General features: G+C 31.9%; 21 protein-coding genes. 7 read left to right on the top strand and 14 right to left on the bottom strand.

All coding sequences use genetic code 11. The annotated features are described in order from the left end of the window. The first annotated feature begins 61 nt into the window (after nucleotides 1–61). From LPB87_RS05090 to LPB87_RS05080, 3 genes are read left to right on the top strand one after another with little or no spacing between them, the layout of a single operon-like run. Nucleotides 62–1,156, top strand: a complete 1,095-nt coding sequence (locus tag LPB87_RS05090; RefSeq protein ID WP_129539675.1) for a Nif3-like dinuclear metal center hexameric protein — start codon at nucleotides 62–64, stop codon at nucleotides 1,154–1,156. 3 nt (nucleotides 1,157–1,159) lie between these two features. Beyond that, the gene (locus tag LPB87_RS05085; protein ID WP_129539676.1) at nucleotides 1,160–1,939 is read left to right on the top strand and encodes a C4-type zinc ribbon domain-containing protein; all 780 of its coding nucleotides are present in this window, start codon (nucleotides 1,160–1,162) and stop codon (nucleotides 1,937–1,939) included. A gap of 52 nt (nucleotides 1,940–1,991) precedes the next feature. Beyond that, nucleotides 1,992–2,846 (top strand): alpha/beta hydrolase, encoded by an 855-nt coding sequence (locus LPB87_RS05080; protein ID WP_230605158.1) that lies wholly within the window; start codon nucleotides 1,992–1,994, stop codon nucleotides 2,844–2,846. Nucleotides 2,847–2,909: 63 nt separating this feature from the next. On the opposite strand, the gene LPB87_RS05075 is transcribed toward LPB87_RS05080, so the two are convergent. After that, a complete protein-coding gene (locus tag LPB87_RS05075) occupies nucleotides 2,910–3,590 on the bottom strand; it encodes a winged helix-turn-helix domain-containing protein (protein ID WP_230605157.1) in 681 nt (226 codons plus the stop codon). Nucleotides 3,591–3,666: 76 nt separating this feature from the next. On the opposite strand from LPB87_RS05075, the gene LPB87_RS05070 reads away from it, so the two are divergent. The 3 genes from LPB87_RS05070 to rluF all read left to right on the top strand — a co-directional run bounded on the left by LPB87_RS05070 (nucleotide 3,667) and on the right by rluF (nucleotide 6,180). Continuing rightward, complete coding sequence (locus LPB87_RS05070) at nucleotides 3,667–4,833, top strand: cytochrome P450 (RefSeq protein ID WP_230605156.1); 1,167 nt, start codon at nucleotides 3,667–3,669, stop codon at nucleotides 4,831–4,833. Between the two features lie 11 nt (nucleotides 4,834–4,844). Further along, complete coding sequence (locus tag LPB87_RS05065; protein ID WP_230605155.1) at nucleotides 4,845–5,180, top strand: antibiotic biosynthesis monooxygenase; 336 nt, start codon at nucleotides 4,845–4,847, stop codon at nucleotides 5,178–5,180. A gap of 187 nt (nucleotides 5,181–5,367) precedes the next feature. After that, nucleotides 5,368–6,180, top strand: coding sequence for a 23S rRNA pseudouridine(2604) synthase RluF (gene rluF, locus LPB87_RS05060; protein ID WP_230605154.1), 813 nt, complete (start codon nucleotides 5,368–5,370; stop codon nucleotides 6,178–6,180). A gap of 85 nt (nucleotides 6,181–6,265) precedes the next feature. Here the strand turns inward: rluF and LPB87_RS05055 are convergent, their stop codons facing one another. From LPB87_RS05055 to LPB87_RS04995, 13 genes are all read right to left on the bottom strand, one after another. After that, complete coding sequence (locus LPB87_RS05055; protein ID WP_230605153.1) at nucleotides 6,266–7,360, bottom strand: glycosyl hydrolase family 18 protein; 1,095 nt, start codon at nucleotides 7,358–7,360, stop codon at nucleotides 6,266–6,268. A 173-nt stretch (nucleotides 7,361–7,533) separates the two neighbouring features. Next, a complete protein-coding gene (locus tag LPB87_RS05050; RefSeq protein ID WP_129539683.1) occupies nucleotides 7,534–7,878 on the bottom strand; it encodes a mannan-binding lectin in 345 nt (114 codons plus the stop codon). A 387-nt stretch (nucleotides 7,879–8,265) separates the two neighbouring features. Beyond that, nucleotides 8,266–9,012 (bottom strand): response regulator transcription factor, encoded by a 747-nt coding sequence (locus tag LPB87_RS05045; RefSeq protein ID WP_230605152.1) that lies wholly within the window; start codon nucleotides 9,010–9,012, stop codon nucleotides 8,266–8,268. Beyond that, nucleotides 9,005–10,747, bottom strand: coding sequence for an ATP-binding protein (locus LPB87_RS05040; protein WP_230605151.1), 1,743 nt, complete (start codon nucleotides 10,745–10,747; stop codon nucleotides 9,005–9,007). The genes LPB87_RS05045 and LPB87_RS05040 overlap by 8 nt, the downstream gene beginning before the upstream one ends. A 98-nt stretch (nucleotides 10,748–10,845) precedes the next feature. Further along, nucleotides 10,846–11,304 carry a hypothetical protein gene (locus tag LPB87_RS05035; RefSeq protein ID WP_129539686.1) on the bottom strand — a complete coding sequence of 153 codons (459 nt, stop codon included), beginning with the start codon at nucleotides 11,302–11,304 and terminating at the stop codon, nucleotides 10,846–10,848. Nucleotides 11,305–11,564: 260 nt separating this feature from the next. Next, nucleotides 11,565–12,449, bottom strand: a complete 885-nt coding sequence (locus tag LPB87_RS05030; protein ID WP_230605150.1) for a tetrahydrofolate dehydrogenase/cyclohydrolase catalytic domain-containing protein — start codon at nucleotides 12,447–12,449, stop codon at nucleotides 11,565–11,567. A 126-nt stretch (nucleotides 12,450–12,575) separates the two neighbouring features. Next, nucleotides 12,576–13,928 (bottom strand): signal recognition particle protein, encoded by a 1,353-nt coding sequence (gene ffh, locus LPB87_RS05025; RefSeq protein WP_039112390.1) that lies wholly within the window; start codon nucleotides 13,926–13,928, stop codon nucleotides 12,576–12,578. Between the two features lie 250 nt (nucleotides 13,929–14,178). Next, nucleotides 14,179–15,864 carry an MBOAT family O-acyltransferase gene (locus LPB87_RS05020; RefSeq protein WP_230605149.1) on the bottom strand — a complete coding sequence of 562 codons (1,686 nt, stop codon included), beginning with the start codon at nucleotides 15,862–15,864 and terminating at the stop codon, nucleotides 14,179–14,181. Nucleotide 15,865: 1 nt separating this feature from the next. Next, nucleotides 15,866–17,287 carry a GDSL-type esterase/lipase family protein gene (locus LPB87_RS05015; RefSeq protein WP_129539689.1) on the bottom strand — a complete coding sequence of 474 codons (1,422 nt, stop codon included), beginning with the start codon at nucleotides 17,285–17,287 and terminating at the stop codon, nucleotides 15,866–15,868. Further along, on the bottom strand, nucleotides 17,280–18,758 hold the full coding sequence (locus LPB87_RS05010) for an SGNH/GDSL hydrolase family protein (protein WP_129539690.1): 1,479 nt from the start codon (nucleotides 18,756–18,758) through the stop codon (nucleotides 17,280–17,282). Before LPB87_RS05010 ends, LPB87_RS05015 begins: the two co-directional genes overlap by 8 nt. 372 nt (nucleotides 18,759–19,130) lie before the next feature. Further along, on the bottom strand, nucleotides 19,131–20,666 hold the full coding sequence (locus LPB87_RS05005) for a hypothetical protein (protein WP_230605148.1): 1,536 nt from the start codon (nucleotides 20,664–20,666) through the stop codon (nucleotides 19,131–19,133). A 71-nt stretch (nucleotides 20,667–20,737) separates the two neighbouring features. Then, nucleotides 20,738–22,156 carry an HmuY family protein gene (locus tag LPB87_RS05000; RefSeq protein WP_230605147.1) on the bottom strand — a complete coding sequence of 473 codons (1,419 nt, stop codon included), beginning with the start codon at nucleotides 22,154–22,156 and terminating at the stop codon, nucleotides 20,738–20,740. An 8-nt stretch (nucleotides 22,157–22,164) separates the two neighbouring features. Beyond that, on the bottom strand, nucleotides 22,165–24,327 hold the full coding sequence (locus LPB87_RS04995) for a TonB-dependent receptor (protein WP_230605146.1): 2,163 nt from the start codon (nucleotides 24,325–24,327) through the stop codon (nucleotides 22,165–22,167). Nucleotides 24,328–24,433: 106 nt separating this feature from the next. Here LPB87_RS04995 and LPB87_RS04990 point away from each other — a divergent pair, with 106 nt between their 5' ends. Beyond that, nucleotides 24,434–25,342 carry a DUF6607 family protein gene (locus LPB87_RS04990; RefSeq protein WP_230605145.1) on the top strand — a complete coding sequence of 303 codons (909 nt, stop codon included), beginning with the start codon at nucleotides 24,434–24,436 and terminating at the stop codon, nucleotides 25,340–25,342. Nucleotides 25,343–25,351: the final 9 nt, after the last annotated feature.

The raw sequence follows: 25,351 nt of genomic DNA, 5'->3' as shown, positions 1-25,351 counted from the left end.
TGGATTGGGTTATTTCATAATTACAAAATTGTAACAATCTGATCATCTAAAAAATCTAAAAATGAAAATACAAGAAATACTTTCTGTACTTGAAGAAATGGCTCCTTTGGGATATGCCGAAGATTTTGACAATGTTGGTTTGTTAGTAGGAAATGCTTCTACAGAAGCTACAGGAGTTTTGGTTTGTCATGATGCTCTCGAAAATGTAATAGACGAAGCAATTAACAAAAACTGCAATCTTGTAGTTTGCTTTCATCCTATTTTATTTTCTGGCATCAAAAAGATAACTGGTAAAAACTATGTAGAACGTGCTATTCTTAAAGCAATTAAAAATGACGTTGCTATTTATGCTGTACATACGGCATTGGATAATCATTCACAAGGTGTAAACAAAATATTCTGTGATGCTTTAGGTTTGACAAATACGAAAGTCCTGATTCCGAAACAGCAATACATTCAGAAATTAATAACCTATACTGTTCCTGATAATTCTGAAAAAGTTCGCAATGCTTTGTTTGAAGCTGGGGCTGGTAAAATTGGCAATTACGATAATTGTAGTTTTAATACGGAAGGTTTTTTCACTTTTAAAGGAAACGAAAATAGCAATCCTGTTATTGGCGAAAAGGAAAAATTACACACTGGAAACGAAATAAAAATTGAAGTTGTTTTTGAAAAACATTTACAATCAAAGGTTTTAAAAGCTCTTTTCAACACTCATATTTATGAAGAAGTAGCTTATGAAATTTACGATTTGCAAAACGCTCATCAAAACATAGGTTTGGGTATGATTGGAGAATTTGAAACTCCGATGAGTGAAACTGACTTTTTGCCTTTTGTAAAAGAAAAAATGATAGCTGATGGCATTAGACATTCTGCTTATATTGGAAAGAAAATTCATAAAGTTGCTGTCCTTGGTGGATCTGGGAGCTTCGCTATAAAAAATGCAATTCAGGCTGGAGCTGATGCTTTTTTGACAGCTGATTTAAAATACCATCAGTTTTACGAAGCCGAAAATCGATTACTATTAGCCGATATTGGACATTTTGAAAGCGAACGCTATACAAAAAATTATATTGTTGATTATCTTCGGAAAAAAATCCTTAATTTTGCAATCATTTTATCAGAAGAAAATACAAATCCAGTTAAGTACTTATAGAATATGGCGAATACGAAAGAATTAAGTGTTGAGGACAAGTTAAGAGCAATTTACGATTTACAGCTAATTGACTCTAGAATTGACGAAATCAGAAACGTAAGAGGAGAACTTCCATTAGAGGTGGAAGATCTAGAAGATGAAGTTGCAGGTTTAGGCACACGTTCAGAAAAATTGAAAAGCGAACTAGAAATAGTTGAAGAGCAAATCAAGACTAGAAAAAATGCTATTGATGATCATAAAGAATCTATCAAAAAGTATACAAAACAACAAGAATCTGTTCGCAACAATAGAGAATTTAACTCTTTGACTAAAGAAGTTGAGTTTCAAGAATTAGAAATTCAATTGGCTGAAAAGCAAATCAAAGAAATGAAAGTTTCTATTGAGCATAAAAAAGAAGTTATCTCTGGTTTAAAAGAAAAACTTGAGTCTAAAAGCTCACATCTAAAGCATAAAAAATCTGAATTAGATGCGATTATGGCTGAAACTCAAAAAGAAGAAATCTTCTTATCTGAAAAATCAGCTGAGTACGAAGGTTTAATCGAAGAGCGTTTATTAGCTGCATACAAACGTATCAGAACTAGTGTTCGTAACGGTTTAGCAGTAGTATCTATTGAAAGAGGTGCATCTGCAGGATCTTTCTTTACTATTCCACCACAAACTCAAGTTGAGATTGCATCTAGAAAAAAAATCATCACTGATGAGCATTCTGGAAGAATCTTAGTTGACAGTACATTAGCAGAGGAAGAAAGAGAAAAAATGGAACAATTATTTTCTAAATTCTAAATAATCTAAAGCCTCGAAGTTCGAGGCTTTTTTTATATCAAAAATTACAACTTTGAGATTTAAAGAAGGAATTCGTTTCATAACACTAAAATCCGTTGGGAAGTATATCAACTTTTTAAGTTATGTTCGTCCCAAAAAAGCTGCACAAATTTCGTATGCTCTATTTAGTCAACCTAGAGAAGGCAGATTAAGAAAAGACAGCTTACCACAAATATTACAAAACACTAAAACAGAAACGTTCCATCATAACGAGCATCATTTTCAAACTTACACTTGGGAAGGAAATGAAACTAAAATTTTACTCGTTCATGGCTGGGAAAGTAATGCTGCACGTTGGCAAAAAACACTACCTCACTTACAAAAATCCGGAAGTACTATTATTGCTATCGATGCTCCTGCTCACGGGCAAAGTAGCGGTAAAGAATTCAACGTACCTCTTTATGCTGAATTCATTAACAAAGCAGTACAAAAATACCAACCTACAATTATAATTGGTCATTCTATAGGAGGAGCAGCTTGTGTCTATCATCAGCACTTATTTCCTGAAAGCAGTATTCAGAAAATGGTTATTCTAGGAGCTCCATCCGATTTACAAACCCTGATCAATAATTATATCGCTATGTTAAGTTTAAACAAAAAAATGATTCCTCTATTAGAAAATCGTTTCATCACTCGTTTCAACTTTAAGCTAGATGATTTCTCTGGAAAAAAATTCGCATCAAATTTTACTATAAAAGGACTGATCGCACATGATACTGCTGATAATGTTGTCGCTTTTGAAGAAGGAGAGAAAATAGCCAGCACATGGAAAAATAGCCAATTTATAGCTACAAATGGCTTAGGTCACGGCATGCATGACGATGAGTTGTATCAGAAAGTTGTTGATTTTTTGTTTCCTGAAGATTAGAGAAAAGGTTCTAAAAAAAAGCATGTTGCTTTTTTTTAAAAATTGACTAAAAATCTAAGAAGTCTAAACAACTATTTTAAATTGTTTGTATAATTCTTTTTCTCCTTTTCCTGTAATAATTATTGCTCTGGAATTCTCAGTTTTTCTTAACCAATCATTAGCTATCATTTTATTTAATAACGACGTGACCAGGGATCCTGCCATGTGATTTTTTCTTTCACTCCAATCAAGACAAGTCTTCAAGAATAACCGTCTTTGTTTCCTGACTTCATCTACATTTATTCCGAAGTCCGAAAACCATTTTATTCCTTCTTCACTAATTTCAAAATCGTTGTTAGTCTCGATAATTATATTCTGCTCTAATAAACTATTTGTTAAAGCCACACCTATTTTCCCCGCTAAATGGTCATAACAAGTTCTGCAATATTTTATTGGCGGAAGTTTTTCGGTATTCTTTTTTTGAGGAATTTTTTGTGGAGGAATAAGATTTGCCATTGCTTCGATAGCATAAGCAATTTCTTTACTTGAAAATCTATAATATTTATGACGCCCCTGTTTTTCTACACAAAGTAAATCGGCATCTAATAACTTCCCCAGATGCATGCTTATATTTTGTGGCGATGTATTCCCTACAATTGCCAATTCCGTAGCTGTAAATGCTTTTCCATCAAGCAATGCCCACATAATCGATGCTCGTGTTGGGTCACCTATTAATGTTGCGATTTTTACAAATTGTTCTTCCATTTTATGCAATCATAGTTAAATACAGACTGAAGTATAAATACGTAAAGTTAAATAACTTTGTTAAAAATCATAACCTATGTCACCCACTTTATTCTCTCAATCAGATATCAAAGATCCTTATTATGTATATAAAACAATGCTTGAAAAGCATTCTATATTTTGGGATGATGCAAACCAAATTTGGATGATTTATTCTCATGAATATTGCACCAAAATTCTAAATAGTCCCAAAGTAAATATCCCTGCTATTAATCCTAATAACGAACAAGAACTTAATGAATATACTCTAAAAATCATCAATCATTTATCCCGATTATCAAACGGAATTCAGCATGTAATAGCAAAAGAAACTGCAATGCTTTTATTTGCTAACATGAAATCAATTGACATTAATCAAATCATAGCCGAATTACTAGATAGCAGATTAACCGAAAACAAAATAGATTGGGTTGACTCTGTTTGCAAAAAACTTCCTGTTTTGGTTATTTTAAAAAGCTTTGGTTTTGATCAAGATGATTGTAAATTCATTTCTAAAAAAATAGAACATCTTGTAAAAATAATGCACCCTAATAAATCTGCTAAACAAATTCAGGCTATTAATGAAATCTCCGAAAGCAGTTATTCAATAATAAAAAAACAGCTGTCGAATCTCAGTTTTTATCAGCCTTTACTAGATAAAATATCTGAATCACATCAGATTACTTTAGAAGAAACGACAACAATATCTGTGAGCAATTTGATCGGATTATTGATTCAAAGTTATGATGCTGGCAGGGGAATTTTGAGTAATTCTTTATTACAAATCATTAATAACCCAAATCTAATTTCTAAGAACAATATTGACAAAACCCTGATACAAAAATTGGTTATCGAAACTCTACGATTTGATCCACCAATCCATAATACAAGAAGAGTTGCAATTACAGATATTATATTAGATAAAACAGTAATTAAAAAAAATGAAATTCTATTATTGGTACTCGCTTCGGCAAATCGTGATCCTAAAAAATTCGATGATGCACTGAGCTTTAATATCGAGAGAATCAATAACAATGATAATCTTACCTTTGGGATTGGCAGCCATATGTGCCTTGCTAAATACTTTTCGATTCATCTTACAACCGAGACTTTATTTTATTTATTAAATAATTATAAAACAATTACATCTCTAGAAAATAACATTCAGTACGAACCTTTGATAAATGCCAGATTACCTAAAAACATCTGGATTTCTATTCAATAATTTAAATAAATATGATAGCAGTAATTTTTGAAGTAATTCCTAACGAAGAAAAAAAACAAGAATATCTTGACATCGCTGTAAGCTTACGGCCAGAGCTAGATAAAATCTCTGGTTTTATATCTATAGAGCGATTTCAGAGTCTTAATGATCCGGGAAAGATTTTGTCTTTGTCATTTTGGAAAGATGAAGAAAGCATCCAACAATGGAGAAATCTCGAAATGCATCGTAATGCTCAATCTAAAGGGAGACAAGAAATTTTTAAAGATTACCATTTAAGGATTGCCGATGTAAAAAGGGATTACGGAATGTTCAACAGAAAAGAAACACCAAAAGATAGCCCTTTTTAGAGGTTCTGAGGTTCGGAGGTTCGGAGGTTCGGAGGTTCGGAGGTTCTGAACTAAAAAAGCATGCTACTTTTTTAGTTATTATTAAAATTCAATAATATAAGAAATCTAAATCCCAATGATCTAAGAAATCTAAGAAGTCTAAAAGGTCTAAATCCCAAGATGTCTATTTTTTGATTACTTTTGCATTATGGAAGAAAATCTAAAACGCCTCAACAAATTCATTGGAGAAACTGGGTATTGTTCTCGTCGTGAAGCTGACAAACTAATCGAAGAAGGACGCGTAACCATAAACGGAGTTGTGCCCGAAATGGGAACAAAAGTTTCACCTAATGATGAAATACGCATAGACGGAAAGTTAATCGTAGAAAAGCACGAAAAACCCGTTTATTTAGCTTTTAATAAACCTGCCGGAATAGAATGCACCACTAATTTAGAAGTTCGTAATAACATTGTAGATTATATTAACTATCCTAAGCGTATTTTTCCAATTGGAAGATTAGACAAAGCCAGTGAAGGATTAATTTTTATGACTAATGATGGCGATATAGTAAACAAAATTTTACGCGCAAGAAATAACCACGAAAAAGAATATACTGTAACGGTAAACAAGCCTATAACTGATCGTTTTATTGAGCGAATGGGAAATGGAGTTCCTATTCTGGACACGGTAACTAAAAAATGTAAAGTTGAACAAATAAGCAAATACATTTTTAAGATTATCTTGACTCAAGGTTTAAACCGTCAGATTCGTAGAATGGCTGAATATCTAGGATATGAAGTTACGGCCTTAAAACGTATTCGTATTATTAATATCTCTCTTGATGTTCCCCTAGGTCGCTACCGTGATTTAACCGATGCCGAAATTAAAGAGTTAAATGAGCTTATTGAACCTTCTAGTAAAACAGAAGAAGCCAGTTTACCTAAAATTGAAGCTCCAAGAAAGAGAACTGAGTTTATAAAAAGAGATGATCCTCGATTTAAGAGAAAAGGAGATTATTAATCTAATCTTCTATAAAATATATTTCAAGAAAAATCCTCAACATGAGGATTTTTTTTTGACTACATTATTATTCTATCAATAAGTATTAGGAACAATTTGGTGATTTATTCCAATTACCACTTCCATACCAATCATTTACAAGATTACCTAACAAATCTACATTGGGTTGCTCTTGGAATGCATAAACCATAACTCCTCCGTAACTATTATTCTTCAACCATTCAACAGCCGTAGTTAGTGGTTCTGGTGATTTCCCTGATTCGAAACCACAAACTAATGTATTTTTAGCCATTCCCAATTCATAATAAACAGGAAGTCTATTTTCTGGCGTTTCCCAATAAGACATCTCCCAACCATAAGAAAGGTTATCTACCAAAGTCCTGTTTTGGTAAACAGGAGTAAAATATTGACTATCTTCAAATAAAGCCTTCGAAATAATGATATCGGGCATAAGTCTTTTCATCATTGTAGTAACCATAACTAATGAAGATGGATTCTGGTTAGGATTTTTACTGTATTCATCATCAATATCAATTCCGTCTAATCCCAATCTGTCTACTACCTCTTTTAACTGTTCTGCAAAATTTGCTGCTGTTGCAGCATCTGGAAACTCAGACCATCCTGAATCATCCCAATTATTCAAAAAAGTTAGCAATACCGTTATCCCTTTATTTTGTAGCTCTTGAACTACTGCTGACGTAAGTCCAGCATACTCAGGGTTACCAACTGCATATGGATATCCATCAGGCACTTTGGTATTGGGAGCCAATTCTATCATTTTTGAAGGAAAAGGCTTCAGATTTATATTAGCCGCAAAAATGCAAACTACATCAACTGCAGCACTCCCATCTGCCATTGTATAACAACCAGCTGTTTGAATTTCACTTAAAGTTACATAAGCGACAGACATACCTGTTTTTTGATATGAATCACATTGCGGTGCACTTCCATACCAAGGCTCTCCACTAAAAAATACTGCATCTCCAGGATTAAAAATCCCTTTATCCCCCAAATTTTCAAGAATCATTCCTTCTCTACAAAAGAAGAAGAAGGTAATTTTTGGATTTTTAATTGCAATACGTTTCGCTTCTTCTAGAGTACAATTCGGAACTTTTTTAATTAAAGTATTCCAGTCTGCACCTTTAAACATTGCCGAATTAGCTTTTTTTATCCAGGCCATTTCTATTTTTTTTTAAAATTTATTGTTTTCTAAAATCTATTAATCCAAAGTACATTTGTCCTTTTTAAATAAATTTCAGCATATAAAAATTATGTGATTTTATTCCTATAAAAAAACTAGAAATACATAAAGAGCATTTCTAGTTTTAGAATTAAGAATAAACTAATTAAAAATTAAAAAGTATATTTAATTTCTATTACGCTCATCTGCCCTTGTACGATTGTTGACCATTGTCCTGTGAATTCTGCGCCATATGAAGCTGCAATTACAGAGCCTACTTTTTGAGCCTCATCATTACTCCATAATGGTCCAGCCAAAACATTAGTTTTAAATTCGTTATTTCCTCCACTTTTTACGTTTAATTCTAATTCAACTACACTCATTTGATTTTCTACAACGGTACTCCATTGTCCTGTCCATTTACCTTGATGTGCAGCTGCTACTAAAGGGGCTTTTTCATTTGCATCTTGTTGATTCCAAATAGGACCTGCTGGGATATTAACTTTAAATGTTGCCATGATAAATATTATTTAAAAATTTATTATTTCTGACTTTTAAGGCTTTTTCAGATATGCCTCGTTTTTTTGAGTGGTTTCTGAACTCCACTTTCATTTATATTTAAATAATCAACAAACAACTTTTTATAGGTTAAAAATAACGGTAGGTTATTATTTATTGATCACTTAAATAAAAAATTAAAACATGCTAGCCTATCTTTAATTTTCTATAGTAAAGCTACATAAGAACATTATCCCTCAACACAAAAATGTTACAAAGCAAAGAATCAATGTTATAAGAAAATGAAAAGATAGTATAACGTTAGAGACAGAAAAAAAAGGCAAAAAAAATCCTTCCTATTTAATGAAGGATTTTTCAAATGGTGTCAAGATATAAAAAGTGCAGATTTATCTCAATATCCGAAACTTTCGAACAAGGTCTTTGTATTTATCACTTAATGTAATCTTATGATTCCCTTTTAGAACAACCAGATTATCATTAACTATTATTTCTTCTATTTTACTTGAATTCACAATATAATTACGGTGAGTTTGACTAAACTTAGCTGGATTTAAAAACTGGCTAATTTTAGTTAACGACATTAAAACTACAAACTTTTCGGTATCGGTAATTATATTGCAATAGCGATCTTCTACTTCTACATAAATAATATCTTCGATTCGTACTTTTTTCAAAGCTTTATTTTTCTTTATAAAAAGATATTCTTCGCTTATAACTGTATTTTGATCTTCGTTAAGAAAAACATTTGTTTGTCCATAAAATTTCTCAACAGCCATTTCTAGTGCATACAAAATTTCTAATTCATTAAATGGTTTCAACAAAAAACTAAAAGGTTTAGTCAGTTTGGCTCTTTCAAAAATCTGACGATCTTTTGAGCTTGTCAAAAACACAAATGGTTTTATTCCATTAGGCACTATTGTGATTGTCTCTGCAAAAGTTACCCCCTCAGGCTTTCCGTCTAAAAAAACATCTATAATTACTATATCAATTGTGTTTTTATAAAACAAATCTAGGGCTTCAGCATAGGTTCTTGCTACTCCTACAATAGCATAGTTATTAGCAATAAGCACTTTAGAAAGAGCATCACTTTCTGCAGGAGTATCTTCGATAATAAGAACATTTATATTATCCATTATTATTAGCCTTTGGTAATATTATAATTATTTTAGTTCCAATATTTTCTTCACTTTCAATTTCAAACTTTCCTCCATTTTTAAAAATCATTGTTCTACACAATTGCATTCCTAATCCCGTTCCTATCCCGTCATCGTTTTTCTTTCTAGAAAGTAAAACTGTTTCTTTTAAAAGTATTTCCTTCGTTTCAGTGCTCATTCCGACTCCTGTATCTTCTATCACTAAATAACAAAAATCTTCATCTGAAGGTCTTGAATAAATCGAAATTTTCCCATTCTCTTTTGAAAATTTAATAGCATTATCAAGTACATTTCGAATAATTATCTTTAGCGAATCCAAATCTGCATATACAAAATCTGAAGTAGCAACCTTGTTTTCAAAATGAATATTTTTATTAAGCATTAAAGGCTTATAATTATATTCTACATGTTGTATGATAGTATACAATTGCAACGGTTCCTGATAAAAATAAGCTTGTTTTGTTTGTAGTAAAGCCCAATTAAGCAGGTTGTCTAACAAATTATAAGCACCATTGGCAATCATACTGTTGTTATGGAGCAACACATCAAGTTCTGCAAAATTCTTACTTTCAAGATTCTCAATTAATTTAGTATTACTAATTTTCAAAGCGCTCACTGACGCCCTAAGATCATGACTTACTATCGAAAACAATCTATCTTTTGCCGCATTTAATTCATCTAATTCATTTTTTTGAGCTAGTATAATTTTATTGTTTCTTATTTTTTGCCTGTAAAAATACCCCCCCGTAACAAACAAGATTAATAATAATATAGAAGATATTAGCAAACCATTTCTTTCGGCTATTTTCACCTTATTCTTCGCCTCAAGTACATTAACCTCTTTTTGTTTTTCTTTTAATGCAAATTTCTTTTCCAAGTCAGCAATCGCCCATACTTTATTCTGATCATTTAAAGAATCTTTCCAAGCTTCATACTCTTTTCGATATGCCAAGGCCAATGGAAAGTTTTTTCTATTTTCTTCAACCACAGCCATATTTAAAGTTGCAGTTTGCTTTAATTCTAATGATTTAACTTTTTTAGATAAATGATATCCTTTCTCAAAATAAGGAATTGCCTGTTTGTCTTTGTATTGGTCATAATACAGAGTAGCTATATCCATATAAGATCCTATCAATAATAAAGTGTCTTTTTCAGCTTCTTGCAGATTGGCACCTTTAAAGAGATACTCTTCTGCTTTATCAAATTTATTGAGGTGTAAATAACATAATCCTATGTTATGTAAAACAGTACTATTTTTAATATCATAGACAAATTCATTAGGTAGCTTTTCTATTTCTTGAAAATATTGCAAGGCATTTTTTAATTCATTTTGCTCTAATGCAATTTCACCTAATTTCATTTTTACTTTATAAAAGAACGGAAAATTATTAGAAATTTTTCTTAGTTCTTCTTTAGATTCCTTAAAGAGTTTTTTTTCTTTAAAACTAATTCCTCTAAAATAATGGCAGAAATCTTTTAGTTCTTTATTTTTAACATTACTAATTTCTTTCATAGAATAGACCAAAGTTGAATCCCAATTACTTTGTCTAAAAAACATCTGAGCTTTATTAAAATTTGTTCTTTCTTTAAATTTTTGGGCTTTTGCTTCAATTGCAATGGACATTAAATTACCAACACGTTGTTGTTCTTGAGAAAAAAGAAAGAAGGAAAGAAAAAATAATATTGAAGTGGTTAACAATCTAATTTTAGTCATTACACTCTTGTACTTTATATATTTTTTACGAATTAAAACAAAAGCGTTATAGATTTTTAGTCTATAGCACTTTTATCTTGTATACATAAGGAAACAGGCTATCCAGCCTGAACTGTTGTTACAGTCCCTCTTGACCCTATTGGATCAACATCCCAAAGGAAAGTTACGATTGTTTTTATTTGTGAAAAATCATCAAACGGTATTGGGTCTGCATAAAAGGTAACTTCGTAAACATTAAATTCCTTAGCTACTGTCTCTACCATATCGTAGCATACAAAAAATTGCAACTGAGGAATCCCTTCGATATTTACATAGCAATTCTGATAAATACTTAAACACAAATCAGTTTGCTCATCTTCAGCTATAAAAACTACAGCTTGCACAACAAGCTTTTCTTTATTGTTTTCAAAACTTGCTTGAACAATTGGAGGTAATAGTGCTTTCGATCTATTTTCTGGGAACGAAACTGAACCAATTGGTCTTGCATCAATACTTTCAATACATACCCCAGGAGGATATTTTATTAAAACTTCCGAATTTAAATTTGTTGTACTCATAATTTTAAGGTTGTTAGTTTATAGGTTTGGGGCCTAATAATAGTTAATAAATTATTTTAAAAATACCGAATAACCTATATCAACATTACTAATGCATAAATAGTGTTAATCCTATATCAAATATAACAAAGAATTTCCTAATAAGTTTTAAACTTTTAAAAATAATAACCTGACAACTAGGTTTTTACACATTTGAATACTTTGTATAAAAAAACCTTAAACAAATGTTTAAGGTTTTTACTCAATTTTACTATATATGTTTAGTTTTTAGCACTTCGCATTTTTCTTGCCTGCAATGTGTTTTTAAGTAACATTGCAATGGTCATTGGTCCTACTCCTCCTGGAACTGGTGTTATAAATGATGATTTCTTACTTACTTCATTAAAATCAACATCACCTGTAATTACATATCCTTTTGGATGTGTAGCGTCTTCAACTCTTGTAATTCCAACGTCGATAACTACAACTCCATCTTTTACCATATGTGCTTTTAAGTAATTCGGAACTCCTAAAGCTGTAATAATAATATCGGCATTTTTAGTAAACTCTTCTATATTCTTAGTTCTACTATGCGTAAGCGTTACTGTTGAATCTCCTGGATTTCCTTTACGGCTCATCAAAATACTCATTGGTCGTCCTACAATATGACTACGTCCAATAACTACTGTATGTTTTCCTGCAGTTTCTACTTTATAACGTTCTAACAACTGCATGATTCCAAATGGTGTAGCTGGAATAAAAGTTTCCATCTCTAAAGCCATTTTACCAAAGTTTGTAGGATGAAAACCATCTACATCTTTATCTGGATCTACAGCCATTAAAATCTTTTGTTCGTCGATATGTTTTGGTAAAGGCAATTGTACGATGTATCCGTCTAGATTATCATCTTCGTTTAATTCTTTAATTTTAGCCAACAGCTCCTCTTCAGTAATCGTTTCTGGTAAACTTACCAAAGTTGAATCGAAACCTATTTGTTGACATGATCTTACTTTACTACCTACATAAGTTAAACTAGCTCCATCGTTACCAACGATTACAGCAGCTAAATGAGGCACTTTACCTCCTGCATCTTTAATCGCTTGCACTTCTATTGCAATTTCGTTTTTAATATCTTCAGCTGTTTTTTTCCCGTCTAGTAGTTGCATTGTTTTTTTTAAGTTTCAAGTTTAGTATTTTAGGTTTCAAAAATAGAAACCTAATATTTATATTAGTAAAAAAGTTTCAAATTTCAGTCTCAAAAAATTGAAACCTGAAACTTGAAACTATCTTTTTTATCTCGGCATTCCTCCTGGCATTCCTTTCATGCCTCCCATCATTTTCATTAAATTCTTTCCGCCTGGGCCTTGCATCATTTTCATCATTTTGCTCATTTGGTCGAACTGCTTCATCAGTTGATTTACTTGCTCGATTTTGGTTCCGGAACCTTTTGCGATTCTAGCTTTCCTTTTCACATCGATTACTGCTGGCTTACTTCTTTCTAATGGCGTCATCGAGTGTATGATTGCTTCAATATGCTTGAAAGCATCATCTTCAATTTCTACATCCTTCATGGCTTTTGAGGCTCCTGGTATCATTCCTACCAAGTCTTTCATATTACCCATTTTCTTTACTTGCTGAATTTGCGATAAGAAATCATCAAAACCAAATTCGTTCTTAGCGATTTTCTTTTGAATTTTTCTTGCTTCTTCTTCATCAAATTGTTCTTGTGCTCTTTCTACTAACGACACAACATCACCCATACCAAGTATACGCTCTGCCATACGAATAGGATAGAACACATCGATTGCGTCCATCTTCTCTCCTGTACCTACAAACTTAATTGGTTTGTTTACTACTGATTTAATTGAAATAGCAGCTCCTCCACGTGTATCTCCATCTAATTTGGTAAGGATAACTCCGTCGAAGTTTAATATATCATTAAATGCTTTTGCAGTATTTACAGCATCCTGACCTGTCATGGCATCCACAACAAATAAAGTTTCTTGCGGCTGGATTGCTTTGTGAACACGTGCAATCTCGTCCATCATTTCCTGATCTACGGCTAAACGTCCTGCTGTATCGACAATAACAACATTAAATCCGTTAGCTTTAGCATGTTTAATCGCATTCTGTGCAATCTCTACAGGATTTTTATTTTCTGGTTCTGAGTAAACCTCAACTCCTATTTGATCTCCTACAACATGCAATTGGTTTATCGCCGCTGGACGATATATATCACACGCTACTAAAAGCGGTTTTTTATTCTTTTTTGTTTTTAAATAATTAGCAAGTTTTCCTGAGAAAGTAGTTTTCCCTGAACCTTGCAATCCTGACATTAAGATAACGCTTGGTGTTCCTGACAAGTTTATTCCTGCTACATCACCCCCCATTAACTCAGTAAGTTCGTCTTTTACCAACTTAACTAATAATTGTCCTGGTTGTAACGTAGTTAAAACGTCTTGACCTATTGCTTTTTCTTTTACTTTGGTAGTAAAATCTTTAGCAATTTTAAAGTTAACATCGGCATCAAGTAAGGCACGACGAACTTCTTTTAAAGTTTCGGCAACGTTTACTTCTGTAATTTTACCGTGTCCTTTTAATATATGGAAGGCTTTATCTAACTTATCACTTAAATTATCAAACATACTATTTTCTTTATTTGAAGTGCAAAGATAATCTAATTAGACATTTCAGGCAATTTTTATTTAACTGCAAAGTACGTTTTGATTTTACCGCAAAGTTCGCAAAGTATTACGCAAAGCTCGCAATGCATTTTCTTCGCAAAGTTTCTTGTTTCTCGCGGATTTAGCAGATTATTTTTTAAAGTACAAAAGAAAAAAGCGCAAAAGAAAAAACCTTTGCGCCTTTGTAACTTTTTGTCTATGAACCTTTAAATTAAAATTGAAAATAGATAAATGGTTGTGAACCTGCAACTGCTGTTGCATAAACGATCCAATACACAAATCCTAAAACTATTGCTTTTCCTATTAATGGAGTATTATCGAACACAAACTTCATTTTGGCTATAATAGTTTCAGGTAAAAAGTGCCATACATAACCAAATAACATCAATAAAAATACGTTTTTATATCCTATTATTATTGTTTGCCAATGCTCTGGTTCAAATGTTAACTGACCAATATTATTAATTACTTGTATTGCCGTATCAAAATCTTTTGCACGGAAGAATATCCAACAGAAAACTACAAAGTGAAATGTAAGTAGTATCGAGAAGAATTTCCAAATAGAACTGAATCCGTTGCTTTCTTTCTTAGAAGGAAAAAGCTCTACAACTATTTTATGAACCGCCAAAGCTAATCCGTGTAATGCTCCCCAGATTATAAACTGGGCTCCTGCGCCGTGCCACAATCCTCCTAAAAGCATTGTAGTAAATAAATTAAAATTAGTTACCATCGTCTGTTTTAATTTGCTTGAAAGCAAAAATGACAAACAAAAAACAGCTATTCCTCCTACTGCTATTACCAGCGGAATAATACTCTCTGCTGAATTTGTAATTCCCCAAAGTAATAATCCGAAGAAGAATAAACTAGGAAATAAAAATCCTGCAAATGTTCCTTCTCTGTTTCCTCCAATAGATATATATAAAAAGTCTTTTAACCAAGTTGATAACGAAATATGCCATCTTCTCCAGAAATCAGTAATCGACACCGATTTATATGGTGTTCTAAAGTTAGCTGGTAATTTAAACCCAAGTAATAATGCAATTCCGATTGCCATATCTGAATATCCTGAGAAATCACAATAAATTTGGATTGCATATCCATAAGACGCCATTAAATTCTCAAATGAGGTGTAACTCATAGGCGTATCAAAAACACGGTCTACAAAGTTGACTGAGATATAATTCGAGATCACTGTTTTCTTAATTAAACCTCCGATAATTAAAAACAAGGCATTATTTACATCCTCTTTGGTAAGGTTTAATTTTTGATATATCTGTGGCAAGAAATCTTTGGCTCTTACAATTGGTCCAGCAACTAATTGCGGGAAGAAAGAAACAAAGAATAAATACTCAATATAATTTTTCGTTGGTTTAATCTCTTCACGATAAATCTCAATGATATAACTCATCGATTGAAATGTATAAAATGAAATTCCCACTGGAAGAAAAATATCATGTAGCTCAAAATTACCATGAAACATATCGTTATATGTAACAATCATAAAGTTCATGTACTTAAAATACCCTAGCAATCCTAAGTTTAGGATTACACTTATTATCAGGTATATTTTCTTTCGAGACTTTACAGTTTCATTGTAAATTATTTGACTCAATCCGTAATCTACAACTGAGGAGACTAATAATAGTAAAAAATATATTCCGCTAGATTTATAATAAAAGAAAAGCGAGAATAGAATAACATACGTTAATCTTAAATAAAATGTTTTGCGTAAAAAAGCATACACAAAATAAAAAACCAAAAACAATCCTAAGAATAAACCGGTATTGAATAATAATTTTTCTTCTGGATTATATATAAACCAACCCTTAACTTGTTCTAATGTAAGCGCACCAAAATTTTGAACGAACCAATCATTAATGCTATCAACTGTTATCAACTTATTTTTTTAATTTAAAATTATTGTATTCGTTTAATAATGCTTTCGAGAACAAGTTTCCTTGTTTTTCATATCCTTTTTTGGAATAATGTACCCAATCTGGACCTATTAATCCTTCGGCTTTTAGCTTTCCGATTCCTTGCATACCTCCAAACTCATTATACAGATCCCAAACTGCTAATCCATCTGTCTGAGCTGTTTCATATATGTGTTTTGTATAATCGGCAACAAATGTATTGGGTTTTCTTCCTTTTAATAATGATGGCGGTGGCGTCATAACTAGTACAGGAACATGAATATTTTGCGCTTTTAGATTGCTTATAAACTCTCTTAATTGTTTTATGTAACTCGAAGCTTCTAATCTATCATAACTTTCGTTTGTTCCTAATGACAAAACTATCATATCAGGATGCAACGATTTTAGTTGCTCAAAGAAAACTGGATATTTATTATAATCAGAGAACTTTGCACCATTTACTCCAATACCGCTATAAATTAATCCTGACGAATTTTTCTCGAGAATCAATCCGTTAAGCTCATATTTCTTAGCATCTTTATTTGGAATAAGATAAATTTTATCTAACGCTTGCTCTGTATTATAGTAATGTGAGAATGAATCTGATTCTATATCTAAAGGAACGTATTGTGATTGTGAGATTGTTTTAGGGCGTGTTTCATTTGTTACAATCTTTAATGTCCTCCCCGCTCTAATAGCATTCGATTTTAAATGATTGGCTCTTTTTATCTCCGCAATCGAAACGTTGTATTTATCCGCAATAAGCGAGATTGCCTCTCCTTTTTTGATTTTATGCGTAATTACTTTTCGCTCCGAGGATTGAATCATATTTGTTTGAATGCGAGTTGCCAAATCAAACATATGCTGGTTTTTAGGTGTAATGATCTTGATTGTATTAAACTTATACACTGGATCTTTTACATTAACTTCGATTACAAACCCATCTGTGTTTCTCCAAAGTGCTATTCCGCTTAAGCCCATTGGACAATCTTTTACTGGAAGAATATTTCGATAGCTTTCCCAAACTTTATTCGAACGGAAACGTTCGTTATAAGAACCATTTGTTTTTGCTAATGAATATGGAAAAATAAAACCTCTTCCTGCATTTCCTAATTCTTTTTGGAGATCTTTTCGAATTTCATTTGTCATCAGATCACTCTGAATGTGTGAATCTCCTATATGAACAATATTTATTTTATGGTTACTATGATTTTCATTGTCTTTTAATCTCTTAAAAAAGTTATCTAATACTTTCGCATTATAAATTTGATTTCCTACCAAAGGCTCTACAGTTGTTGTATCTATATTGCTAATCATTTTTTTGGTCATTAAAATTGGCTCTGCCTTTTGTGCTTTATTATTAGACGCAAAAAGAAGACAACAAAAGAAAATAATAAGTTTATTCATCTACACTATCGTTTATTACAGACATAGAGTCTGTATTTGTTTTCCTGACTGTTTTTCCTTTTTTTATGCCCGCTTCTCTTTTTTCACGTAAAACTTTATATTGTTCGTATCCTTTATTTAATTGATCATAAAGTAATCCTCCAATTGCTTTGGCTCCTCGTTGATTAAAATGCGTATAATCTTTATTCGCTTTTGCTGGTGCTTCATCTACCCATTTTACCATTGAACCGTCTCCACCCATCAAAGTATATAAATTCACAAATCCTGATTCTGTCTCTAAAGCATAACGTTTTTGAGCTTTCATTAAAGGAACAACTGCTGAATCAGTTTTCATTTGCATATCATATTTTGTCGATTTATCTGCAGTCGAAATGATTAAAATAGAAACTCCTGGAAAAGATGCTTTTATTTTATTAACCGCTTTAGTCATCCCTTTTCCGTACCAAGAATAATTTTTTGTACCATAATTCAAAACGTTAGTTCCATAATGAAGTATGATCAAGTCATATTTTAAATTGGCATTAAAACTTTGCATTACATTGGCGTCAAAAATAGAAATTGGCATTCCCGAATTCCCTCTTTGCGAGAAGTTGTCTACATGGACTCCACTTCCATTATCAAAATTAAAGCCATAAATTGGAATTGAATCTGCATGAATAAAATTAGCTTTAAATCCTTTAATGCTTTTTGAAGTCACTTTTATAGTGTTGACCAAATTATTTGGAGCAAGAATTTTGGATATAGTATCTTTACCTATTATGAAATTTACTTTCCCTGATTTTGATGATTTTCCGTAATACAAAGTTGGATTATCCAAACTAGTAGCAAATTTACTTAAACCTGCTTCGTATGAAACCCAAGTTGAATTTGACTTGTCATTTGCAAAAAAGACGTGTCCATTTACTCCAAAAGGACTTATCGGTTTCTTTACATTAAGATATGATTGTGCCTTCCAGTTTTTAGAAGATAATGATTTCACCGAAGCTCGTGATGCAGATGACTCTGAACTGATAGAAACAAACCCAACTCCTGTACCTCCAAATCGCTCTTGGTAATTATTTCTAACATCTTGCACGATTAAATCACCATCTGTCATTGAATCACCATAATAGGCAATTCTTACTTTTGCTTCCGGATGCTTTTCTAATTGGTATAATTTATCGTAAAAAGAAATCAGGTATTGATATCCCTTATAATCATCGAAAGTTTCCGATGGAAATTCTATACCCTCATTAGAATTAAAAGTAATATTCTCCTGTCCTTGCTGGTCAGCATCAGTACTATCTCCTTTTTTAGATACTCCTTCTTTTTCAAATGATTCTAAAAGCATACTATCCACAAGTACATTTTTGGAGTCAACTTTACTTTCAGGGAAAATTTTATCTGGTAATATTTGTTTAAAACCAATGAAAGCTACAAATGCTAATGCAATAATTGCAAAAGACTGAAAAAAATAAGATTTTGTATTCACTTGTAATTATAAATTTTGAAGACTAAAATCAATAAGAATCCTACTACTCAAATTTCCTATTAATTTAATTAAAACATTTGCAAAGATAGAATAAACAATAATCTATCTTTCTTTTTTTTTGATTAAATGAAAAATAAAAAAGAGGCTAGATAAATCTAACCTCTTTCCAAAAAAAAATAAAAAAAACCAAGTAATCTTCTAATTGAATTTAAACATAGTCTTGTACAAAGATTGATTCCTAAAATTTATAACCAAGCTAGATTTACAAACAATAATCCGAGTATTTAAAGAGCTCGTTAGTATTATATTATTCCAGAAAAGAAGGAATGTTTTTCTTCACAATCTTAAAATAAACTTTTTTAGAGATTACAATTATTGATATATAATCTTCCCTGACTTTACTTCTTGATTATCTGACATGATTTTATAGTAATACAACCCTTTTTTATAATGAGTTGGAATATTCCATTTTACAACTTGATTTGGAGTAACTGTCCCTTTAAACACTGTCGTTTTATTACCCAGTTCTTCAGAATAAACAACTACCTCTATTGCTCTGTCTTCAGAAAAACCAGTAGCAAAATTAACTGCATCTGATGTTGGGTTAGGATACATTACTAACGAATCAGACAAGGCAGCCGCAGCCTCTTTATTTATGACACTATTTTTAACAAGAAAAGTTGTCCATGGTAGAATTGTGATAATATTACTCCTTGAGGTCTTGTTTCCAGAGATAACAGTTCTCCAATATTTATTAGTTAAACCACCATTACCTTTACCACCTATATAATAATTTTGTTCATGCCCTACCCCATGCACTCCATCTATCCCCTCACCTTCAAATTCATCATATTTCTCATAGTAATATTCAAATTTTCCTGTACCACCACTAGGTATTGTTCCGACAATATTGTTTCCTGATAATGTAATAATATTATTGATAATCTCTTGAGCAGGTGAAACAAGCACATAATTGCTAACAGAATATTGACCTCCTGAGTACACAGCTCTTTCAATATATACATTATTTAATTCTACAAAATTGTAAGTAGCTGGATTAATACTAAAATTTTTTGTATTCTGATCAATAATTCCAGGAATTTCTCCTTCTAGAGCATAAATCAACCATCTATATTTATATTCTCCTATACCTCCAGTAGGAATACTCCCTTGTATCTCTGAGCCAGATATACTAATTGTATTATTTTCTATCTTTGGCGCTGGGATAACTGTTATTGTGACTTCATTACTTCTACCTATCTTTGAACCTGTTATATTCTCCCTAAAATATTTTGTCGTTACAAAAGGAGTCCCTGGAGAATAGTAATAATAAGTTTCACCAGGAATAAGTATTGCTTTCCCATTTTCGATTTTATACCATTGATGTGTATATCCTCCTCCTCCTTTACCAGTCAATAACGGAGCCAAACTACCCTCATTTATTGTAACATTGGTATTAGGCCAAAATCCCATATAAATCAATCCAGGTGGAATTACTGGAGGGGTTGTCGTTGATTCTTTTTTATAGTTTACCGTAATCCGAATCATACTTTTTTCATCTTGAAAACAACTACCATTTGTAGAAAACTTGTAAACAACCTGAGTATCAGTAGCTACACTTTTCTTAAACTTATACCTTAAAGTAGTATTCTGCCCTGGTGTTAAGACACTGCCATTTGTATAACTCTGTGACAAAACACCATCATTATTACCACAAGACAGCATTGTATTAAGAAACATCGGTGTAGGACTACTTCCATAACAATTAACCAATATATCAACAGTACCTTCTACTCCTGAATTAAGATCGATTGTTTTTGTCAGTGCGCTGTAAGTTATTGTATTTTGAGAAAAAACAATTTCTCCAAAAAACATTAAACTCATTAAAAGGAGTAATTTTATTTTCATAAAAATTCTTTTGAAGTTACATTGTAAAATAGAATCTTGGCAAATAATTACCAAGATTCCTTCTTCTTAGATTATTTTAAAAGTACATATTGGAATGTAGGATAACCTCTTTCTCCACCAGCATTTAGACCTCCTGTAAATTTCACTTTATAAACATTTCCTGCAGGATCTTTAACCACAAAGAAACGATCTGTTCTTACTACAAGCGCAGAAATTGGATTTCCATTTGCATCAGTTCCTCCTCCAGTAGTACTTCTCCAGTTTGAACCAATATTTCTTTGATCTTCTGTAAATTTAGTGTTATCAACATTTGCTAATGTAAATGCATCATATGTAAAAGCTGTTGTAAGTACCTGATAAGCTGTTGCACCACCTTTAAGATTGCCTAATACAAAATCTGCAAAATTATAAGGAACTAAACCTGCTCCCATCGAAGTTGTATTAGTAAAACTTGTGAAACTAATATCCCATTGTGCTTTTTGAGGTTCTACACTAACAGTTTTTTTATCCAAAAGACTTAAAAATGTAAAGTTATAGGCCGCATTTTTTGTAACAATGATTTCTTCGTGAGTTGTAGCTGCAATATCAGCATACTGGACCTTATAATCATTACCGCTTCTTAAAATTCTAATTTTTTTCCATCCTCTAGAACTTCCTGTACCAGAACCTTCTTTACCTGGTGTAGGTTTTTCAGAAGCAGGGTTACTCCCCATATTAATTAAATATACTTTGTTATCAACATCTATTGCAGAGATTGCCGCAATTGCTGTTTTAGCAATGTCTCCTGTAGGATTATCAACTTGAGCAAGGCTCCCATTTCCATTAACAATCATTGTAGCATCTTCCTCTTGAACTTCATCAATATTAGTACTAGCTGTTTGCTTAGCAGACATTTTCACAGTATGGTTTATTACAACTCTAAAATCTGTTCCAGAATAAAAACCTAAATCCCAAGAAGTTCTTAGAACACTTGTCATTTTTCCGCTACTTAAATCAACAAAAACTTGATTTGGCATTGTTGGACCACCAACTTCAGGGGCTAATGAACTTCCTAAAGATGCAGTTTCATTAAAGTTTACCTGAATAGTTTTGTTTTCTGCAATTGTAGTATTAATAGTAGCACTTAGAATAGTAAATACGACATTTTTTACCTGACCTTCAACAGCATCTTTTATTTTATTAAAAGTAAAAGATACAGAAGACACATTTTTTTCAAAAGGAATCACAACCGTTTTTCCTATAGCAGCTGGTAAAGTCGTAAAATCGGCACCAATAGCAACTGCAGTTTCAACAAATGATACGGTTACAGATCCTGCAGTAGCTGTAGGAGTAGCAAATTTTATCTCTATTGGAGTTGTAGCTGAAGTTAAATTTACTGAAGTTGTAGCAAAAGCGACTGTATTGACAGCAACTGCTTCATCATTGTCGCTATTACAGGCTATAAAAGCCAGTAATACGAAAGAAAGAATTAAAATAAAGTTCTTTTTCATGGTATATATTAATTAAAATTTAGGTTATACGTAAGTTTTAAGAAGTAAGATCGGCCATATCCTAACATCATGTCAGTACTGGTACCTCCATGCGCTCCTCCAGATACAACACCACCGCCAGACTGAACAGACTGAAGATTAGTTACATTAAATAAGTTTCTGGCTCCAACAGTAACTTCAAATTGATTTTTAAAGAATGATTTTCTAATAGAAGCATCCATCCAACTATAAGACTCCAGTTTTTCTAAAAAGAAACTGGCTTTTCCATCAATCCCTTTCCCTGCAACATACTGTTGCTGCTGTCCATTATATTTATAAAAAACAGCTAACAAAGTATTCCATTTAGGAATATTATAAGAAATACTTGAATTTAATCTTAGCGAATAAAAAAACTTATCATCCGATACTAAATTTTCCGCAGCTAGATCAAGTTTTCTAGAAATCCCAACCACTGCAGCTCCCACCATTACATTCCAATTTTTATAGGTGTAGTGTTCGATTGTTGAGATGTTCCACATTTTGTATTTGTTGATATTAACATATTTGTAATTCCAAGTCGGTTTAACCTCAGTTACTACCATATCAATTCGATCATCAACATCTAAATAAGTAACAGCTAAATTATTTGAAATTTGTGCACCAGAATCAAACGTACACGCTCTTTTAAAACTTACTTCATAAGAAGTACTATTTTCTGGAATCAAATCTGGGTTTCCCTGCATATTATGATTAGAATCAACAAAATATGTATACAGTTCATCAAAGTTAGGAGTACGGTATGATTTACCTAAAGAAGCTCTTGCTTCCAGGCCTTTATCAAAAAGATATCGCAGGCCTAATGAACTTGCATATTGATTTTGGAAAGCTGACTGAAATGAAAATCTAAGTCCTGGACGAATTGAAAATTTATCACTTACACCTATTTCGGCTACCGAATAAATATCATAATTCTCAAGTCTTTTTCTAATGTCTACAGCCTGTTGATTATCATCTCTAAAAGCTCCAACTGATGAATCATAAAATCCATTTTCATTTGTAATTTCATAGCCCAGCTGAAAATCAACTTTTTTATTATCAAAGAAATTACTCAATGTTCCTGTAGAATAAAATACTTCTTTTGATTGGTAATTATTTCTCTCGTTATTAAATTCGTTGTGCGTTTCAATTTGATACTCGAAATTTTCTAAATCACGTTCTTGTTTTTGTTGAGAAACAGAAACATTATATTTTAATTTTGAAAAGAGATTACCACTTGCATTTAGATGATGATAAAAACGATTTGTTATATATCTTTTATCCTTTGCAAAATAAGTGTCTAAAAAAGGATAATTATCTTGTATATTTAAGATTGGATTATAATAATGTACATCTTCACCATAATAATCAAATTTGTAGAAAATTCTAAAACTATCTTTTTGATACCCAAGAATAGCATTTCCTACCAATTGTTCTTTCGGCAGCTGTGTATAACCTCTAAGATCGTCATTTTTGTCATGATCTTTTCCTTGTTTATTATCATAAAAACCAGCCATTGCATTACGATTTGCTCCTATGTTAACAAACCAATTTTTATTAAAATTATGACCAATTTTAGCTGATTGTATATGACGCCCTTTATCAAAAAAAGCAAACTCATTTCCAACTGTTTCTTCTTGAACAGTAGCACTTATCTGCCACTTATATCCACCACCTTTTTTAGTAATAATATTTAAGATCCCTGTTACTGCATTTGCTCCATGAGTTACTCCCATCGAGCCTTCAATTATTTCAATACGTTCAACATCATCAAGATTCACCTGTGTTAAATCAACATTTGTCCCCATCCCGGTATCACTTACTAATGGTATATTATCAACCAAAATTTTAAAATACTGAGAATCTAATCCAAACATAGAAACCTTTGACCGTCCATCATCACCATTCGATGTCACACTAATATTCAGATACTGATTTAAAACATCTGCAAGATTATTTGCAGCCAACTGCTTTATATTCTCTTTTGTAATCACACGCACATTAAAAACTGACTTTTTTATAGATTGTGGTTCAAATTGCCCCGTAACAACAACTTCCGATAATTCGTTGGAACGAATACTATCTTTTTGTTTTTGCTGAGCAAAAAGCGTTTTACAAAATACTAGAGCAACAAATAGGATGATTTTGATTTTCATTATTTTTAATTAGTCTTAATAACTTCGGCAAATATATAATTATTTTAATTCATTCTAAATAAAATTTATATATTTGCTAAAAATTTTAAATCAAAAAAAACTAGTTATGATTACAAAAACCCTCTGTTTATCAGCCGTTATGGTGTTATCAGTAAATTTTGGATTTAGTCAGGAATCGAAAAAACAACAAGACATTAAATCAATAAAGTCAATGTGCGGTTGTTATGAAGTGAAATTTAATTTTGCTGAAACGTTCCAGTATCCTAAAGATTCTCTTACTTACAAACCTTCAGAAACAAAACACGAATCTGCTTTAGAATGGGTAGAGTTATTAGAAGATACTCCTAACAAAATAGTGATGCAACACTTATTAATAGTAAGTGACGATATGATTATCAAACACTGGAGACAAGACTGGTTATATGAAAACACTGACTTGTATTTATTTGACAAAGGAACTTCTTGGAAATATAAAAAATTAGATACAAAAGCAGTAAAAGGGCAATGGTCTCAAAAAGTATATCAAGTAGATGATAGCCCAAGATATGAAGGTTCTTCTTCATGGGTACATGTAGACGGACAAGATTACTGGGTAAATACTACCGATGCGCCGCTACCTCGTAGAGAACAAACAAAACGTAATGATTATAATGTTCTAAAAAGAAGAAACATTCATGAAATCACAGCTACTGGATGGAATCATGAGCAAGACAATGACAAATTGATTCGCGGTGATAGCGGAAAAGATGTTTTGTTAGCACAAGAAAAAGGAATGGATGTGTACACTAAAGTTGCAGACATTAAATGTATCGCTGGGCAAAAATGGTGGAAGGAAAACAATGCACTTTGGAAAAACGTTCGTGATAAATGGCAAACTCTTTTTGACAGACATCAAGACTTAAACCTAGAAGCTAAGGTAGACAGAAAAGCACTTTATTCTCTTTTGTTTGATTTAAAACCAACTGCTACAAAAGCAGAAACAGATGCAATCATCAACAAGTTTGTAAAAAAATAAAATATTTGT

Origin of the sequence: Flavobacterium sp. EDS, from assembly GCF_020991525.1 — a bacterium.
Classification (GTDB): domain Bacteria; phylum Bacteroidota; class Bacteroidia; order Flavobacteriales; family Flavobacteriaceae; genus Flavobacterium.
This window is presented reverse-complemented; position numbering and strand designations above follow the sequence as displayed.